Consider the following 18687-nt stretch of genomic DNA (forward strand, 5'->3'; position numbering starts at 1 on the left):
ATCAAGCTGCCCGTCGCATGATTAGCGGAGGGCAGCTTCTTATTTTCACTCGGAGAGGAGAACGGAAGCGAAATGCAGCGACATCGCACGAGGGCCGCAGTACTGTCGACGATTTTCATGGGATTGGGACAAATATATAACCGCCAATTCGTCAAAGGAATCATGTTTTTAGTTGTAGAAGCCGCCGCTGTTTTTTATTTTATCGAGAATCTTGCTAATGCATTATGGGGTATTGTCACACTAGGAGAAAACCCTAGCCGTTTGGTAAAAGTAAAAGGCATCGCTAAGATGGTTGCCGGGGATCACTCGATCTACATTATGATTCAAAGCTTAATTACCATTCTAATTCTTATCATAATAATCCTCGCCTGGTATTTGAACATTAAAGACGCTTATAGGACTGGAGAGAAACGCGATAACGGTCTTCAGGCAAACACCTTTAAACAAAGTGTTCGCTATATACTGGATTACAAGTTCGCTCAGACGTTCTTGGTCTTACCGGGTATTGGTGTTCTATTTTTTACGATCATGCCAATCATCTTTATGATCTTGCTAGCGTTTACGAACTATTCTGCACCTGATCATCTCCCGCCCGCTAAATTGGTTGACTGGGTTGGGTTTCAGACCTTTAAGAATTTATTGGTTCTCAAAACATGGAGCCACACTTTTTATGGCGTATTAACATGGACGATCATTTGGGCAGTTCTTTCAACGATTACTACATATTTCGGAGGACTATTGGTAGCTTTATTAGTGAGCCAAAAGGGTATTCGTTTCAAAGGAATGTGGAGAGTTATTCTGATTGTGCCTTATGCAGTGCCACAGTTAATCTCTTTGCTGCTCATGCGCAATCTATTTAACGGTCAATTTGGCCCTATCAACCAATACCTCGGGTATTTTGGAATGGGCGGTTTACCATGGCTGACAGATCCGTTTTGGGCTAAGGTTACCGTAATTATTGTTAACATGTGGGTTGGTATCCCAGTTTCGATGTTACTTATTATGGGCGTACTGACTACAATCCCTCGGGATATGTATGAAGCAGCTGAGGTGGATGGAGCATCAGGTTATCAGAAGTTCCGTATTGTTACGTTACCGATGGTATTGTTCTCCACAGCACCTACTCTAATTACGCAGTTTGCAGGTAATATTAACAACTTTAATGCGATCTTCCTATTAACAGGTGGTAGTCCTGTAAATGGTGATTATCAATATGCCGGTTCTACGGACTTGCTAGTAACATGGCTGTACAAATTAACACTTGATCAGAATAAAAACAACATGGCTTCGGCAATAGGGATTATTATCTTTATCATTGTTGCATCATTCTCCCTGTACAATTACCGCCGGACGAAATCATTCAAAGAGGAGGATATGATCCAATGAGCAAAAAGGTCGCGAACTTTATTCGCTTAAGTGGTAGTTACATCATCTTGATTGCTTTGTCGATAGCGGCACTCTATCCGGCCCTCTGGATTTTATTTGCTTCTTTCCGGCCTGGTAAATCCCTGTACAGTAAGACGTTTATCCCTGAGCAATTCACCTTCGATCACTACAGAGAATTGTTCACATCACCGAGCTATATGTTTGGGACTTGGTATGCCAATACATTGAAAATAGCCGTGTTCTCCATGCTTATCGGTGTAGTTCTTACCTTGTTAACCAGTTATGCTGTATCCAGATTCCGGTTTAAAGCGCGTAAAACAGCGTTATCCACCGTACTAATCCTTGGTATGTTCCCTGGTTTTATGAGTATGATTGCTATTTATATGCTTCTTAAAGAATTTAATTTGCTGGATACACATATTGCTTTGATTATCGTTTATGCAGCCGGAGCGCCGCTCGGAGGGACATTTATCGCCAAAGGCTTCCTCGACACAATTCCTCGTTCTTTGGATGAGGGCAGCCCGGATAGACGGGGCGAGCAATTTTGGGATATTTATGCGGGTTATTCTTCCGTTGTCACGCCCTATGATCACTTACATGGCACTGACTCAGTTTGTTGGTCCTTGGGTGGATTTCATTTTCGCCAGACTTATTTTGCGGACAAAGGAGAACTGGACGGTCGCAGTCGGCATGTGGGATATGGTCAACACGAACCAAAACACGAACTTCACCTTGTTCTCTGCCGGTGCTGTTCTGATCTCAATCCCGATAATGATATTATTTGTATTCTTACAACGTCTGCTAGTCGATGGATTGACTGCAGGAGCTAGTAAGGGGTAAACGATTTCGCTTCATACTAAAGTATGAATAGGGTACAGCCTTTGTACAGTAATGGGGGGCTGTACCCTTATTCCATGATAGGGAGTGAACTTAATGAAAAAGCTATGGACTCTACAATTTAGATCCGTTGGAATGAAATTGTTCGTTATTCTATTTAGCTCCATAGTGCTCTTGTCTTCTGTACTAGGATTAACTTCATATTATGCTGCCAAAGATATCATTACTGATGAGGTTGCCGCGGCCTCTTCACAGTCTGTGGTTCAAGCGGCGGACAAGCTGGATTTTGTCTTAACAGAATACGAAGCGCTTTCAAGACAGTTTGCTCTCGATTCTGCATTAAAAGGTGATTTGGAAAAAATAAATAGTGGTGAACTTACAACAGTAGCCAAAGTCGCCGCAGAAGATCGGATTCGTAGAAAGCTAGACTTAGTTAAAGGATCAGATGAGCGGATGTATGGTGTCAGACTGGTATCTAAGAGTTTAGAAGAAACGGAATCTTATAAATCTGCAGGTATTAGTGGTCTTCGTAGTGATGAAGGTATTGCTGAAAGACTGAAACAAATTGCAGATGCTAAGGGAGAGCCGGTATGGTTTCCCGTTCGTGAGAAGGGTTTTTTTGATGCTTATACAGAGCCATCTTTAACTATGGGAAGATTGCTTCGGAATCTATTACATCCTGAAGCGGAGTACTACATGCTGATCGAAGTTAAAGGGAAGGCTATGACTGAAATGTTGTCCAATCTTCAGATTGGAATTACCGGTGAGATTCGAATATTGAACACAGATGGTAACATTGTTTATGGTGCGGATAAAGCTAAATTGGGTCAACCCTCTTACATAAAAGTATCAAAAGAGCAAGATGTTGAACAGAATCATTCATTTACAGCAGCCGATGAGAATGGAAGTTCTCAACTTGTCGTTTATCAGCCTTTAACAACTGCGAAGTGGACGCTCATGGGATATGCACCGGTCAGTGATTTTACGAAGTCGGCGGACAAGCTTCTTTATATTACGTTCTCTGTGGTGCTGGCAGCTGCCTTGATAGCACTGTTAATTGGCTATATTCTTGTTCGTTTAGTTGGGCGTCCTCTGGGTAAGCTGGCGATCTTAATGGAAGAGGGCGAGCGAGGAAACCTTCGTGTACGAACGAATTTTAAGGGGAAGGATGAGATTGGACGGCTTGGGCATAGCTTTAACAAAATGATGGAGCAAATTTCTCTGCTTGCAAGCCAGAGTGAGAACTCAGCGGATGAGGTGTTTGGAACTTCTGAACAGTTAGTCAAAGCATCAGGTACAACCTCACTTCATGCCAGAGAGGTTGCATCCGCAACGGGTGAGATTGCAATAGGAGCCGCCAGCCTCGCTGTCGAAGCAGAAAGAAGCCATCATAACGTTGAAGTCATTGGCAGAAAAATGAGCGAAGTGACTGAACTAAATACAGTAATGGACGCCTCAGCGGAGCGTGTTATTGAGGTTAGTGATCAGGGGACAGATCTGATGAAGCTGCTAGTAGAGCAGAGTGAATCTACGGTCGAGATGTTCGACCGAATTCAAGAGAACTCTAGTAAGCTCAGAGAGAGTACCCATTTAATTCGCAGTATTCTTAGTCCTATGATTGCCGTAAATAAGCAGACTAATATTTTGGCTCTGAATGCTACCATAGAAGCGGTAAGAGCCGGTGCGGCAGGCAGAGGTTTTATAGTAATTGCGGATGAAATCAGACAGCTCGCTAACCAATCGAATGAGTCAATTCAATCGGTCTCCAAAATTACGGAAGAGATTGGTCTACACATTGAGAACACGGTTAAAGATATCAATGAGGCCGCTCCAAAGTTCCGTGAACAGATTTCTTCTGTACGGGAGTCATCGACGATATTTGCCAGTGTGAAAGAGGAAATGGAGCACTTCATGGTGCATATTAGTGAATCCTCAGCTTCTATCCATGAACTGATAGCGTTTCAGCGTCAATTAGGTGAATCCATGGCGAGTGTCAGTTCCATTGTGCAGCAGACGACGGCTTCGACTGAGGAGGTAGCTTCTATGTCTTCACAGCAATTTACTGTAAGTGAAGAGCTTGTGGCCTTATCTCAAAAGTTAGAAAGTTTAGCAGCAGATCTAAAGCAATCAATGGTTTCTTTTCAAGTATGAGAATTAGATCCTAATAATAAAAATATAAAACGAGTAACTCTCCTGTATATTGGAGTTTTGCTCGTTTTTTCTTATTTAATCACTTCAAGTAGCTCTTCTTGTCTTAGGAGTAGTTTGAGAGATACACTTGGGTTAACAATTTAATAGAAGAAAGGAGTGATCGATTGACGAATTTGCCTCTAAATCTTAGTGGGAGTCTTTTTCAGCAGGCATTAATTGATGGAGATTATAGTCCTCATTTTTTTGCTTACTATTATAAACAATGGAACAACTACAATATGTCCTACCATCAGCACAATTCAACCGAAATCATGTATCTGATCTCTGGAGGCTGTATCGTGGATGTTCATCCGAGGGCGGGTCAAGAAGAGAGATTTAGGTTAAAGCGGGGAGAATTGATCATCCTCGATGCGAATGTACCGCACAGATTGATTGTCGAGGAAGGGGCACCCTGTCGAATGCTGAATGTAGAGTTTGGATTTATGGAATATACAGGGGTTGCTCCATCGATCGGCAAGCTCGCTCGAGAAGAAAAGGTGCTTGCTGAATGGTTACAGGTTCCCTTTTCCAGTCTAGTCATGACTGATCCAGAGGAACTTTATCATGTTCTAAAAGGACTTGTACTGGAGCTCGATCAAAGTGGCGGGAAAGGTGGAAGTATGGTCGACTTATTGTTCTGTGAGCTTATGCTTCGATTATCTAGCTTGCGTCAGGATCAACTTCATGCCAACCAACAGCCTTCACAGCTCTATGTCAGGCGGAGTATCGAATTTTTGCATCAGAACTATGATCAGAGTATCCAGGTTAAGGATATCGCTGCCGCAGTCAATCTGCATCCAGGATATCTGCATCGTATTTTTAAGGCACATACTGGCCGGACACTCAGTGATTATTTGAATATGCTCCGAATGGAAAAAGCCAAAATGCTGCTGGGACAGAGTGATATTCCGATTGCTGAAATTGCCGATTATGTAGGAATTAGCAGCAGACAATACTTTCATCTCCTCTTCAAAAAATACACCGACTGCACACCTGTAGAATATCGCAATTCTATTGAGCGCCATTCCTGGAGCTATGAAGAGAAGGATCTTCAGTAGAAGATAGGTTAGAATTTTTGACACCTTCCTTCAAAAGAGGTCATGATTCTGGTTACGCTTCCCTCAGTTCAATTGCTACAATGGACAGGAACAACCAATTCATTACCGGAGGATGATCAGGATGTCATTTAAAGTGTCTTTTATAGGGGCAGGAAGCATTGGATTTACCCGTGGATTGTTGAGAGACTTACTAACTGTGCCGGAATTTAAAAATATTGAAGTCTCATTTATGGATATTAATAATCACAATTTGGAGATGGTTACCGAGCTGTGCCAACGTGATATTAAAGAGAATGGATTAGATATTCAAATCCAGGCGACGACGGATCGGAGAGAAGCGCTGAAGGATGCAAAGTACGTATTTTGTACTATTCGAATGGGTGGGCTTGAAGCTTTTGCAACGGATGTAGATATTCCATTGAAATACGGAGTTGATCAGTGCGTAGGGGATACTCTTTGTGCGGGAGGCATTATGTACGGGCAGCGCGGGATTGCGGAAATGCTGAATATTTGCCGTGATATTAGGGAGATGGCTGCGCCGGATGTACTCCTGCTTAACTATTCGAACCCTATGGCGATGCTGACTTGGGCTTGCAACAAATACGGTGGTGTGCGGACTATTGGTCTGTGCCATGGAGTACAGCATGGGCATCAACAAATTGCAGATGTGTATGGTTTGAAGAAATCGGAAGTCGATATTATTTGTGCAGGTATCAATCATCAGACCTGGTATATTTCAGCAAGTCATAAGGGGAAGGATTTGACCGAAGGTCTTCTAGAAGCTTTTGAGAATCATCCGGAATTTAGCCGCACGGAAAAAGTCCGAATCGATATGCTGCGCCGCTTTGGTTATTACAGTACAGAATCCAATGGTCACTTAAGTGAATATGTGCCATGGTACCGTAAACGCAGCGATGAAATTATGGATTGGATTGATCTCGGAAGCTGGATTAACGGTGAGACCGGTGGATATCTGCGTGTCTGCACAGAAGGACGGAATTGGTTCGAAACGGATTTTCCGAATTGGATGAAGGACTCGGCATTGGAATATACGGTGGAGAATCGCGGAGAAGAGCATGGTTCTTTCATTATTGAAGGATTGGAAACGGGCAGAGTGTACAGAGGTCACTTTAACACTGTGAATAATGGCGTAATTTCAAATCTGCCAGATGACGCGATCATTGAAGCACCGGGGTATGTGGATCGGAACGGTATATCGATGCCGCTTGTGGGTGAATTGCCTTTAGGAGCAGCCGCAGTGTGCAACGTTAGTATCTCAGTGCAACGTTTAGCCGTCGAAGCTGCTGTACACGGAGATGACAAGCTACTGCGTCAAGCGTTTATGATGGATCCGTTGGTAGGTGCCGTATGTAATCCAAAAGAAATCTGGCAGATGGTCGATGAGATGCTCGTAGCTGGAGAGCAGTGGTTGCCTCAATACAGCGAAGCTATTGCTAAAGCGAAGGAACGCTTAGCTTCAGGTGAGCTTATTCCAACGAATGCCAACAATGAAGGCGCTGCTCGCCTGAAGGTAAAGACAGTGGACGAGATGATGCAAGACCGGGAAGCAGCGAATAAAAATGCCGGAGAATCTGACAAAGGTAAGGATAGAGAGAAGGTACATTAAGCAGTAGAGTTTTCAGTCACTTGGAATATGACTTCTCCTGCATCTATTTTCTGAGTGGTAATAATAGTATTGTGGAACAGTTTAGGACAATTGAATAGATTTCCATTATGAAAAAAAGCCTCCCTTCCCCAGCTGGGACTGACCCCCGTTTGTGAAACAGGGATCAAAACACCTTACAAGTTTAAGTAGCCAGTCGCCGGAAATCCATCGGTGACTGGTTATTTAGTTTCGCTTGAATTCGAAATGAGTTATAGTAAATGATGTAGTCTCGAATGGTCTTTACAACGATTGCAGTCGTTGTAGATGTGAGATCTTCGAGGTAGAACGTTTCAGACTTTAGGGTGGAATGAAACGATTCAATGGGGGCATTATCAGCGGGCGTTCCTTTACGGGACATGCTCATGGTAATGCCTTTTCCTTTTACAGCTTCCTGGTACGCAAAGGACGTATACACGCTGCCCTGGTCGCTATGCAGCAACATCTTTTCCTGCTTGGGAAGTTGATTTAACGTATCCAACACCAAAGAGGTATCTTGTTTATCTGCTATACTGTAAGCCACAATCTCACCATTGTACAAGTCTAGAATGCTGGAGAAGTACAACAACTTCCCGCCAAATGGCAAATAGGTAATGTCCGTGACGAGTTTTTGCAGAGGTGCTTCTGCATGAAACTGTCGCTTGAGCAGATTTTCAAAGGAGTGTACAGATTGCCCAGTCACCTTTCGTTTTTTCATCCTCACGCGGCACTGAAGCCCCTCACACTGCATGATCCGCTGGACTCGCTTGTGATTTATACTCTGCTCTATCCGAAGGAGCGCCGTGATTTTCCGGTACCCGTAGCGGAATTTATGACGGATGCAAAGCTCCCGGATTTTCTCCACCACTTTGTCTGTATGCTTTGTCTCCACAGCTGCTTTCCAGCGGTAGTAAGTCGTTCTTGCGATTCCGAGCCATCTACAAAGCCTCAGACACCGTCACTTCGTTTCGAATGGATTCGATCCAGGCAATAACGGCCTCTGGTTCCACCTCCTCTCCAACTCCTCGTACTTTTTTAGCAGTTCTAATTGTTGTTTTAAGAATCGGTTCTCTGCCTTTACTCTTTCGAGCTCCGAAGAGTCCTCCGGACCTTTTCCATAGCTGTACTGTTTACCCACCGGCTGCTGCAAACGATGCCGTTCACCATTTCGATTCCATCTCATCCATGTCTTTAGCTGTGTCTTATTCCGTATTCCGAGCTGCTCCATAACCTCTTTCACAGGTACGCCTGCTAATCTCATTTCTATAGCTTTCATCTTTATTTCCACGGGATAACTTACTCTGGTTGCCAATGCAAAAACACCTCCAAGATGATCTCCTTATCTTACGACAAGGTTCCATTCTTTTGAAGGTGTTTTGATTTGTCTCACGTTATGGGGTCAGTCCCAAGCTCGGGAAGGGAGGCTTTTATATGGATAGGTCAATATTCCAATGCTGATGCAAGTTTCCCTAATCAAAAACAAGAATCGTGATCCTCCAGCAATGGAAGGGTGTGATCCAGAAATGCGAAACACAAAGCGTTCGAAACATTGCTTACTCTTCAGTTGCCTAAACGCAATTTCTAGCTCATCTCCTGATATTTTCGGATCCAGAAGACGCTTTTTAGCGATGAATCGCCTTTTATGTGGTTTCGGACTCCAGTGCTATTGCATAGAAAGAGGTTAATTTTTGGTGTTTTGTTCAAGGGAGAGAAACGCCAAAAAACACGGGTGTCCAAAAACCATAAAATGGCTGATGGGACATCCGCGTTTTTGAGTGAAGGAGTTATGAATTAACAACACCCTTTTGACTGAAGAAGGTTTTTAGCGCCTGGTACACTTCTTTTTTGTCTTTGATGACATAATGCATGAACTGTTCGTGCTTCAGATGACGATAAGCAGACATTAATGTGCTGCTGCGGTTGTACTGATTTACTTCGCCGTAGCCGAACATATTGCTCCGTTTAAGCAGTTCTCCAATTAGCTTCACACAACGTTCGTTATCAGAAGTAAGGTTATCGCCATCAGAGAAATGAAACGGATAAATGTTGTACTGCGCTGGCGGGTATCGGCTATCGATAATCTCAATCGCTTTTTGATAAGCTGAGGAACAGATGGTTCCCCCACTCTCACCACGAGTGAAGAAATCATGTTCGCTGACCTCTTTAGCCTCCGTGTGGTGGGCAAGGAAGACAATCTCCACCTTTTCATACTGGCGGCGCAGAAAGCGGGTCATCCAGAAAAAGAAGCTGCGGGCGCAATATTTTTCAAAAGAACCCATCGAACCTGACGTATCCATCATCGCAATAATGACCGCATTCGAGTGAGGCGTTCTAATGTCATCCCATGTTTTGTACCGCAGATCATCAGGACTTATGCTGTGTATTCCAGGATTACCCCTGCTTGCATTACGCCGCAGATTCTCCAGAAGGGTACGTTTCTTATCGATGTTAGACATCATACCTTTTTTACGGATATCGTTGAAGATGATAGATTTAACCTCGATCTCTTCCTTATTCTTTGGCTTCAGATGAGGCAGCTCCATATCTTGAAACAAGATGTCCTCCAGATCCTCCAGATTGACCTCTGCTTCCACAGTATCTTGACCGGGTTGGTCGCCTGCTTTTTCCCCTTTACCGGGCTGTGCCGATTGTGAATCGCGCCCAAGGACATCACCGACCTGACTTTCCCCGTCGCCCTGTCCTACATGCTTTTGCTTACGAAAGTTATAGATGATTCGATACTCATCCAGGCTGCGGATCGGAACCTTTACAATCTGCTTACCGCCTGACAAAATAATATTTTCTTCGGTCACGAGATCCGGCAAATTATCCTTGATAGCTTCTCTGACCTTCTGCTGATGACGTTCCTGATCCTGATGGCCTTTGCGGTGAAGGGACCAGTCTTCTTTTGAGACGACAAAGGAAAAGGGACCAGATGATTGCGACAGGATGACCACCTCCCATGGAATATAAATGTTGATTGAAGGAACTTATGCAAAGTTTGAACTTCTTGGGGTGTAACTAAAGTATATTCATGGGGATGGGGGATATGTGATTTCTTATTCACTGATCTCTTCCACGGTCAATGTATAACTGTTCGACTGGCTCTCGCCAGTGTATTCACGTCCATCCAGATTGAAGAAATATTGAGCGGTTACTAAGCCTTTAAGGAAACGACCCAGAACATGTTCATTTACCCTGACAAAATAATGGATGTTTACAGTAGCAGCAGCTTTGACTGTCCCTAGCGACAAAGTGCCATTAAATGATGATTGGGGATGTGGAATTCCGTCAATCACAATGCTGCTAGGATCCAAAAGACATTCCTCTGGCGTCAGCCGATTAAGGGATACTTCAGCTGGCCAATTTCCACTATTCGTTAGGGAGATCCAGAACTGGACGTGTTCTCCTGCTTCCAGAAGGGTAGGCTTTGCATGTGTTTCGAGAGAAATGACAGGTGTGACTATTAAGGTGGTAACAGTATTGGAGCGGGAGGTTTGTCTTACTGTTCGTCCGTCCGGGAGCACAAAGGTATATTGAACACTGCCATGGTTTTGTACAGCTGCAATGGCATGAATATTTATAGCTGCAGGTATGCTCACTTGAAAGACCACGACCGTAGAAGTTCCGCCTCTTAATGTACCAAGCTGAATGCCATCTGCTGGACGGGCTCCTTTTAGCATCACTCCATTTAAAAGAACGCTATCCCATACAAAAAGAGTACCAGAAGGGATAGCATCCGTTAGGATCGCATTTACGGCCAAGGTTCCGCTGTTGGTTACCGTTAGCTCATATCTTAGGTTGTCACCTGGAGCAGCTGTAACATGATCTACTCTTTTGCTAATACTGACACCTGCCAGAACAAGGGAGACAACCACAGAGTTACTCTCGGTCGTATTTGGATCCTCATCGACGGAATAAGTGACCAATGCACGATTTGTCAGGTCCAAGGATGGAGGGATCTCTGTAACTCGGACGCGAAAGGTAATGTCAATGCTTAAGTCTTTATCCAGTTGACCGATTACTATTCCTTGTGTTGGATCTGATTCTGGATAATAGATTCCACCTGCAATGACACTCCCTGGAATGAATATGGCTCCGTTTGGGATAGAAATCGTAGTGGTGATTTGGTTTAATAGGCTGTTGCCTTCGTTCGTGAGCCGCAATGAATAGGTAACAACATCTCCTATAAAAGAAGTTGGAGTGCTTGCAGACAACGAAGTAGAGAGCTGGTACGAACGTAAAGAAACTAGTAAGGAATTAGAATATAAATCTCCATTAATGATTCTTCCCTCCGGTGTAGTAAAAGAAAAGCGGCCTAGCGCTTTATTTTGCAGCATTAACGAAGAGGGCAATGAAATGATGACGACTTGAAAGGCGATGCTCACTTGACTCTGCGGAGCAATAGAACCTAGCGTTATGCCCGAAGACGGTGTAGCCCCTGGGAGAGGCACACCGTCTCTTAGCACACTGTTGGAAATAAAGGAAACACCCTCTGGCAGAATGTCATACACCGTTAGCGCAGCTTCTGTGTTTCCATTATTAGAAGCTGTAATGGTATACACAAGGGTGTCACCTAATGAGGCATGGAGTTTATCTGTACTCTTCAGCAATGAAAGTACCGGGCCCACGACCGGGGTGTTAACGGTATTGGAATAGACAATGCCGTCAACACCCGCTGCCGAGTTGAAGAGTACCATGGATTGATTGGTTACGACAGGCTGGGTACGTGAGCCGGGAATCATAACGCTACTACCTGAACCTGGAAGGTGATGGTTGAAGAAGCACCAGCAGCAATCGTTCCGATGGCAATACCGGAAGCCGGGCTGCCATTAGGTCGTGGGGTTCCGTCTACAGTGATGCTGCCGGTTACAAACTGGCTGCCTGCTGGGATAGGGTCAATCATGATGACGTTATTGACTGGTGAAATCCCCAAGTTGGTGACAACAATCGTATAGGTGATGATATCGCCGACAACGGCATCCACAGAGGTCGTGCTCTTAACGACACTGACATCCGGAGAAGAGACAGGGATAATAAGGACGTTTGAAAGTGAAGTTCCGGTGAGCAGACGACCATCTGGTGGTGTGAATGAGAAAGTTGATGAAGCTTGATTGACTAATTGCTGCGGTGACGGGAGAGAGGCTACAGTAACCTGAAGGGTTATGGTCACTGTTACCGTGCTTCCCGGAGCAACTGCGCCAATACTTAATCCAGCAGAAGGGTCAGAGCCAGGTTGTGGCACTCCGTTAACTAGCACGCTGTTTGGAACAAAGATAGCTCCGTTAGGAATCGTATCAGTTATAACTACATTTGCAATGAGATTACCGGTGTTCGTTACATTTAGGGAGTAAGTAATCGTATCTCCGACAGTTGCTGCAGTCCTATCCGCGCTTTTGACAACAACGATGATAGGCTGATATACCGGAATAACAAGCGTATTAGAGAAGGAGGATCCCGAGAAGGCTCCAGATGTGAAGCTGACGGATGCTTGATCGGTTAGCGTTGCTGGATTAGGCAGTACATTGACGATAGTGCTAAACGAGATATTGACCGTAACGCCCGGTGCAATTGTGCCCAATGTGATACCATTCGCAGGGTTGGCATTAAGATGTGGGATACCATCAACGAGCACACTGCCAGCGACAAACGAAGAGCCCGCCGGTATGGGATCACTGATGTTTACATTGCTGATATTGGCTATTCCACTATTGGTAACTGTCAGGTTGTAGATAATAGTATCGCCTATAACGGCATCTGTAGCTGGTGATGACTTAGTTACAATAACATTCGGTGAGGATACTGAAATCGTCGACGTGTTGGAATTGATCGAGCTGTTAAATGTCCGGCCATCAGGTAAGGTGTAAGCTAAGGCAACAGATGCTTGGTTAATTAGCTGCTGGCTTGCCGGCAGTGTTGTAATGAGTACTGAGAACATGACAGAAAGTGTTGCACCTGCGGATATCACGCCGAGTGGTATGCCAGCTGCAGGATCCGCTCCCGGAGCTGGGGCGCCTTGAATAAGTACGCTGTTAGGCACAAATGTCGTCCCAGAAGGAATGGTATCACTCAGCGTAGCCAAAGCCCCGTAATTACCTGTATTGGTTACGTTAATTGTGTAGGTAATGGTATCACCGACGGTCGCATGAACTGAATTTGAGCTTTTTGCTGCGGCTAGAATCGGTAAGTAAATAGGTGTTGATACAATATTAGAAAAAGCTACATTAGAGAGTACCCCTGAGGTGAAACTAACTGTTGATTGGTTATTTAGCAGGCCTGAAGGTGGCAATGAGACTGTATTCACTGTGAAGGCTACAGTTATGGTTACGCCTGGTGCTATACTGCCCAAAGTTACCCCTGTGGAAGGGCTAACCCCCGTACGAGGCACTCCATCTACTAGCACACTTCCTGATACAAATGTAGTACCTGCAGGGAGTGCATCCGTGAAGACGGCATTATTCACCGCTTCAATTCCGTTATTGGTAATCGTAACCGTATAGGTAATTGTGTCTCCTACAGTAGTTGATGTGGTAGGTGTAGATTTTACTACAGCTAGATTTGGTGAAGAGACGGGGATGGTAATTGTATTAGATAGGATTAACCCACCAAGTGTGCGGCCGTCAGGCAAAGTGAAGCTATACGCTACTGTACCCTGATTGACCAGCTGCTGAGGAGTGGGGAGTGAAGTGATATCAACGGTGAATATTATTGCAGTTGTAGCACCGGGTGCAATAACTCCAGCTGGAATACCCGTAGAAGGATCTGCTTGCGCTAAGGGGAGTCCATTAATGAGCACACTATTCGGAACGAAGGTAGTGCCGGCTGGAATGTTATCTGTCACTACCAAACTTGCGGGATAATTCCCCGTGTTACTCACGGTCAGGGTGTAGCTGACAGCGTCACCTGTAGTGGCGTTATTCGTACTCGCTGTTTTGACAACAGAGATGTTCGGCTGGTACACAGGGATGGTAACGGTATTGGAAAAAGTCGAACCGGAAAAAACACCTGATGTAAAGGTTACAGATGCTTTATTGATGAGTGTAGCTGTGGGAGGAACAGAAGTGACAGTAACGCTGTATGCAACCAGCGCTGACGCTCCAGGTCCCAAGCTACCAATAGAAATTCCGGAAGAAGGGCTCAGGTTTGGGAAAGGCACTCCGTTCACGGATACGCTACCCGTTACAAAAGCAGCACCTGCTGGTGTTGGATCATTAAGTAATACGCTATTAACAGCTTCTAAGCCGTTATTTGTAATATTTACGTTATAAGTGACCGTATCTCCGATCGCTACGGAAGTCGAGCTTGAGCTTTTGACAACGACGATATTAGGAGCTGAGACTTGCAGTGTGACTGTATTAGATACAGCAGTTCCACTTAAAGGTCTACCGTCAGGTGGGGTAAAGGTAAAGCTTGCAGAAGCTTGATTACTGATTTGTTGTGGTGATGGCAGGGAAACGATGTTAACAGAGAAGCTGACAGGGACACTGGTTCCCGGTGCGACACTTCCTACAGCGATGCCGGTATTGGGTGCTGCACCTGGTTGCGGCATGCCCCCTACAATAACACTGTTAGGATTGAAGACAGTACCAGTTGGAATGTTATCGGTTAAGGTTACATTTGCAGCAAGATTACCTGTATTACTTACAACCACCGTGTAGATGACCGTATCACCTACAACCAGAGCATCGAAATCACCGTCGCCATCTACGGCACTTTTGACTAAGGAGATTTGGGGCTGAATGACGGGTGTGCTAGTAATATTAGATGAAGAAGAACCGGAGAATACACCGGATGTAAAACTGACGGATGACTGATTATTAATCTGTGATGGTATCGGCATTGTTATCCTCACCTCGAATGTTACGGTAGCTGTGGCTCCTGGACCCAGACTACCGATTGGAATACCGGCGGACGGAACTGTTAGTGGCTGGGTAATGCCACCTACAATTACGGTTCCGGGAATAAAAACTACATTCTCAGGCAGAGGATCGCTGAGAATGATGTTGCTTACTGTAGCAATGCTGTTGTTTGTCAATACAGAGGTGAATGTAAGGATATCGCCTGTAACGGCGGTAGCAGCATTCACGCTTTTAACGACACTGACGTTAGGGGCGGAAACAGGGACAGAGAGTGTATTCGACAATACATTTCCTCCGAGTTGACGCCCATCAGGGAGGGTGAAGCTATACGTTGCTGAAGCGGAGTTTAGCAACATCTGTGAAGGAGGTAACGCTGTTATCGTGACTAGAAAGCTCACGGATACACTGTCACCTGGTGCCAATGGGCCTATAGGAATTCCTGTTCCTGGATTGTATCCGGGTAAAGGTGTTCCGCCTATGATTACACTATTAGCGTTAAATACAGCTTGGGGTGGAAGCGTATCAGTCAATAATAGCGTAGTTGCAATATTCCCTGTATTGCTAATGAGGATCGAGTAAGACAAAGTTCCTCCAACGGATGCCTGAGCTGTATTCGCACTTTTGACCATATTAATGATCGGTTGATAAACAGGTGTTACTACCGTGTTCGAGAGTGAGGAACCGGTGAAGGCGCCGGATGTGAAAGAGGCGCTGGCTCTATTTGAAAATTGCGCTGGATTTGGTAAAGAAGATACGTTCACTCTAAAAGAAACGGCTGTAGAGCTGCCTGCCAGAATACTACCGATAGATATTCCTGTACCTGGATTAGCGGCTGGTACAGATGAACCGCCAACAATAACGCTGCCTGCTACAAAAGTGCCTCCAGTAGGAATAGGGTCAGAGACTACGACGTTATTCACAGCTACGCTACTTGTGTTGGACACTATGATTGTGTATGTCAGATTCTCTCCGACAGCGACATCTGCAACGCTTGCGGTTTTACTTAGCGTAACGTTTGGAGCAGAGACAGGGATGCTGACGGTGTTTGATTGGCTAGTTCCGGATAAGGATCTACCGCTTGGTAATTGGTAGGTGTAACTGCTACTGGCTAGATTGTTCAGAACAGGTGGTGAAGGCAGAGATTGGACAGTGACCAGAAATGTTACCGGCAGAACAGTTCCTAAGGCTACTGTACCTAGATTAATACCTGTAAGAGGAGAATCTGTAGGTCGTGCGACTCCGTTTACAGTTACACTACCCGATACAAAGACAGCCCCTGAGGGAATATTGTCGGTTAAGGTTACAACAGCCCCAATATTTCCGGAGTTCTGAACATTTAATGTATAAAGAATATTGCCGCCTACTGTTGCGCTAGCGGTGTTCGAGCTTTTAACAATTTGAATGATGGGTTGATATACCGGAGTCGTAGTCGTGTTGGACAGCGAAATACCAGTAAAGGCTCCTGAACTGTAGGACGCTGTAGACTTGTTTAATAGCTGTGCTGGACTAGGTAATGAGATGACATTGACCTGAAAGGTGACGGTAACTGAACTTCCTGCACCGATTGAACCAACAGTAATACCTGTACCTGGATTTGCAGAGGGTTGTGACGTCCCCGCAACTGTAACACTTCCTGAAACCAGTGAAGTCCCTGTGGGAATGGTATCTGTAAGGATAACGTTATTAACTGCTTCGATCCCGTTGTTGGTGATTACGGAAGTATAAAGGAGTGTGTCGCCAACAGCGACATCAGCAAATCCTGCGCTTTTGACCACGGCAACATTGGGGAGTCTAACTGGAATAGACAATGTATTGGATGTGGCTGATCCAGCTATAATTCGCCCATCTGGTACCTGAAAGGTATAAGCAGCACTTGCTTGGTCGACCAGCTGTGGCGGAGACGGAAGGCTGTTCACTAATACACGGAATTGAACAGTAGAGCTGCCTCCAGCAGCGATCGTCCCGATAGCAATTCCTGTAGCAGGATTTCCAGCGACAGGTGATCCATTGACGGTAAAGCTCCCCGCAACATAAGAGCTTCCTGTAGGAATATTATCTGTAAGTGTTGTTAGCGCACCGATATTTCCGGTGTTAGAGATTTGAAGCGTATAGGTGATTTGATTTCCAACGGTCGCATTTGTAGTATTGGCGGATTTTATAATATTAAGGATGGGTGAATATACGGGTAAAGTTACTGTATTGGATGGGATGACCCCTGTCATGATAGGGCCTCCGGCTACACTTTGAAACGTAAAGGCAGCATTAGCGGTATTAGCGATATTTTGCGGACTTGGTGGTAAAGAAGTGACTTTGGCTTGATATGTAACTGTTATTGAAGTGCTCAAAGCCAATGACCCCAAAGAGATTCCTGCTGTAATGTCAAAGGTGGGCCTTGCGACGCCGGCTACTACAACGCTTCCGGTGACAAAGGTTGATCCTGCTGGCAGCGCATCTGATAAAACGACGCTAGCCGCACTCGCTGTACCAGTATTACTGACAATTACAGTGTAAGTTACCGTATCCCCGACAATAGGTCCGGACACGTTGGCACTTTTAGTAACGTTTATTTTGGGTGCATTAATATCGACTTGTATGGCATTTCCATTGAGCACATACGCATCACCAGAGGTAGTTAATTGTAAGATAGCTGAGGACTGGTTATTTGCAAGTCTGGCCGACACGTCAACATTTGTAATATCCCAACCTTGTCGACCTCCGATGATATTGGTGCCCGGGTTTCCATTTGTTTGATTGCGATTGCCAAAGGTACCTGTGGTATCTAGAACACCTAGATCATTGTTGATCTGTGAAGCGAAGAAGTTGTTGGCAAAGTTATTGGGTCCTGATAAAGCTACGAGCGTAGCTGAGGTAGGACCGAACAATGCCTGGTCTCCCGAACGATTCGCATCACCTTCCTGCGCGCTAAATAGGGCCCTACCTCCAAGTGCGCCTGTAATTGGAGTTGCAAAGCCTGTTATTGTCGTAGAGACGGGTGCTGAAGTTGCCTGTACAAGTATTGCACCTGCCCGTAAGGACATATTACGGAAGGGTAAGGATGTATTTTGATAGATTACACCGAGTGTCCAGCCCGCATGGTTAGCTGTGGAATCACTAGGAATAACGATCGTGCCAACTACACCGCCCGTGGTGTAGGTTCCCGCGCCGCCTTGCGAAATAATACTGGTGACATTGGCAGAACGTACATATGCGGAAGCACCACCTCCCAAATCAACAGTATTACTAGTAGTTGCATCAGGAGTTATGCTGAATGTACTTCCGGCTGGAGTAATCAAAGAGACTGGGTTGTTTATAGCCGCACTGAGATTCACCGTTCCATTAATATAGGTACCGCCCCAAATGAGCTCTGCATATAGTACAGTGCTACCTGACGGTAGGACTAGTATGGCTGATGAACTGTTGCTTGTATAAAGACTAGTAGTTCCATTAGGATAGGTGCCAAATACGGATGAAGTGTTAACAGTGGTAAAACCGCCGATGCTGTCCAGTGTCCCTGGCACTCCGACTGTATCAGAGCGACTAAGTCCAAGTGTGTTGCCTGTAAATGTGATAGCACCGGTCGCATTGATCGTTGCCCGTACGACTAGTGGAATGATTCTCACCTCCTTCGAGGTTAATTTGCTTTTAAAAAAGTGAACCGCCCCATATTCAGGACGGCACAGTTAATACCTGTATGTTAGCCTATGACGTAAATCGG

7 protein-coding genes and 2 pseudogenes are annotated in these 18687 nt (G+C 45.1%); 5 read left to right on the forward strand and 4 right to left on the reverse strand.

Features of this window, described 5'->3' with window-relative positions; all coding sequences use genetic code 11:
• The first annotated feature begins 72 nt into the window (after positions 1-72).
• The 5 genes and pseudogenes from NST74_RS08945 to NST74_RS08965 all read left to right on the forward strand — a co-directional run bounded on the left by NST74_RS08945 (position 73) and on the right by NST74_RS08965 (position 7098).
• Entirely contained in the window at positions 73-1386 is a 1314-nt protein-coding gene (locus NST74_RS08945; RefSeq protein ID WP_076117491.1) for a carbohydrate ABC transporter permease, read from the forward strand.
• Positions 1383-2226 (forward strand): annotated as a pseudogene (locus tag NST74_RS08950) (sugar ABC transporter permease). The gene NST74_RS08945 and the pseudogene NST74_RS08950 overlap by 4 nt, the downstream one beginning before the upstream one ends.
• Before the next feature lie 93 nt (positions 2227-2319).
• The gene (locus tag NST74_RS08955) at positions 2320-4374 is read left to right on the forward strand and encodes a methyl-accepting chemotaxis protein (protein ID WP_341111597.1); all 2055 of its coding nucleotides are present in this window, start codon (positions 2320-2322) and stop codon (positions 4372-4374) included.
• Positions 4375-4547: 173 nt separating this feature from the next.
• Positions 4548-5471, forward strand: coding sequence for a helix-turn-helix transcriptional regulator (locus NST74_RS08960; RefSeq protein WP_341115856.1), 924 nt, complete (start codon positions 4548-4550; stop codon positions 5469-5471).
• Between the two features lie 121 nt (positions 5472-5592).
• Positions 5593-7098: an alpha-glucosidase/alpha-galactosidase gene (locus NST74_RS08965; protein ID WP_341111598.1), complete on the forward strand. Its 1506-nt coding sequence runs from the start codon at positions 5593-5595 to the stop codon at positions 7096-7098.
• 181 nt (positions 7099-7279) lie between these two features.
• On the opposite strand, the pseudogene NST74_RS08970 reads toward NST74_RS08965, so the two are convergent.
• The 4 genes and pseudogenes from NST74_RS08970 to NST74_RS08985 form a co-directional block, all read right to left on the reverse strand.
• Positions 7280-8425: pseudogene (locus NST74_RS08970) on the reverse strand (IS3 family transposase).
• Positions 8426-8897: 472 nt separating this feature from the next.
• Positions 8898-10061 (reverse strand): sporulation protein YhbH, encoded by a 1164-nt coding sequence (gene yhbH, locus NST74_RS08975; protein ID WP_076121114.1) that lies wholly within the window; start codon positions 10059-10061, stop codon positions 8898-8900.
• 111 nt (positions 10062-10172) lie between these two features.
• Complete coding sequence (locus NST74_RS08980) at positions 10173-11858, reverse strand: hypothetical protein (protein ID WP_341111600.1); 1686 nt, start codon at positions 11856-11858, stop codon at positions 10173-10175.
• The gene (locus NST74_RS08985) at positions 11855-18592 is read right to left on the reverse strand and encodes a DUF7507 domain-containing protein (protein WP_341111601.1); all 6738 of its coding nucleotides are present in this window, start codon (positions 18590-18592) and stop codon (positions 11855-11857) included. The genes NST74_RS08980 and NST74_RS08985 overlap by 4 nt, the downstream gene beginning before the upstream one ends.
• Positions 18593-18687 lie beyond the last annotated feature (95 nt).

It is taken from the genome of Paenibacillus sp. FSL F4-0125 (assembly GCF_038008565.1).
Lineage (GTDB): Bacteria > Bacillota > Bacilli > Paenibacillales > Paenibacillaceae > Paenibacillus_AQ.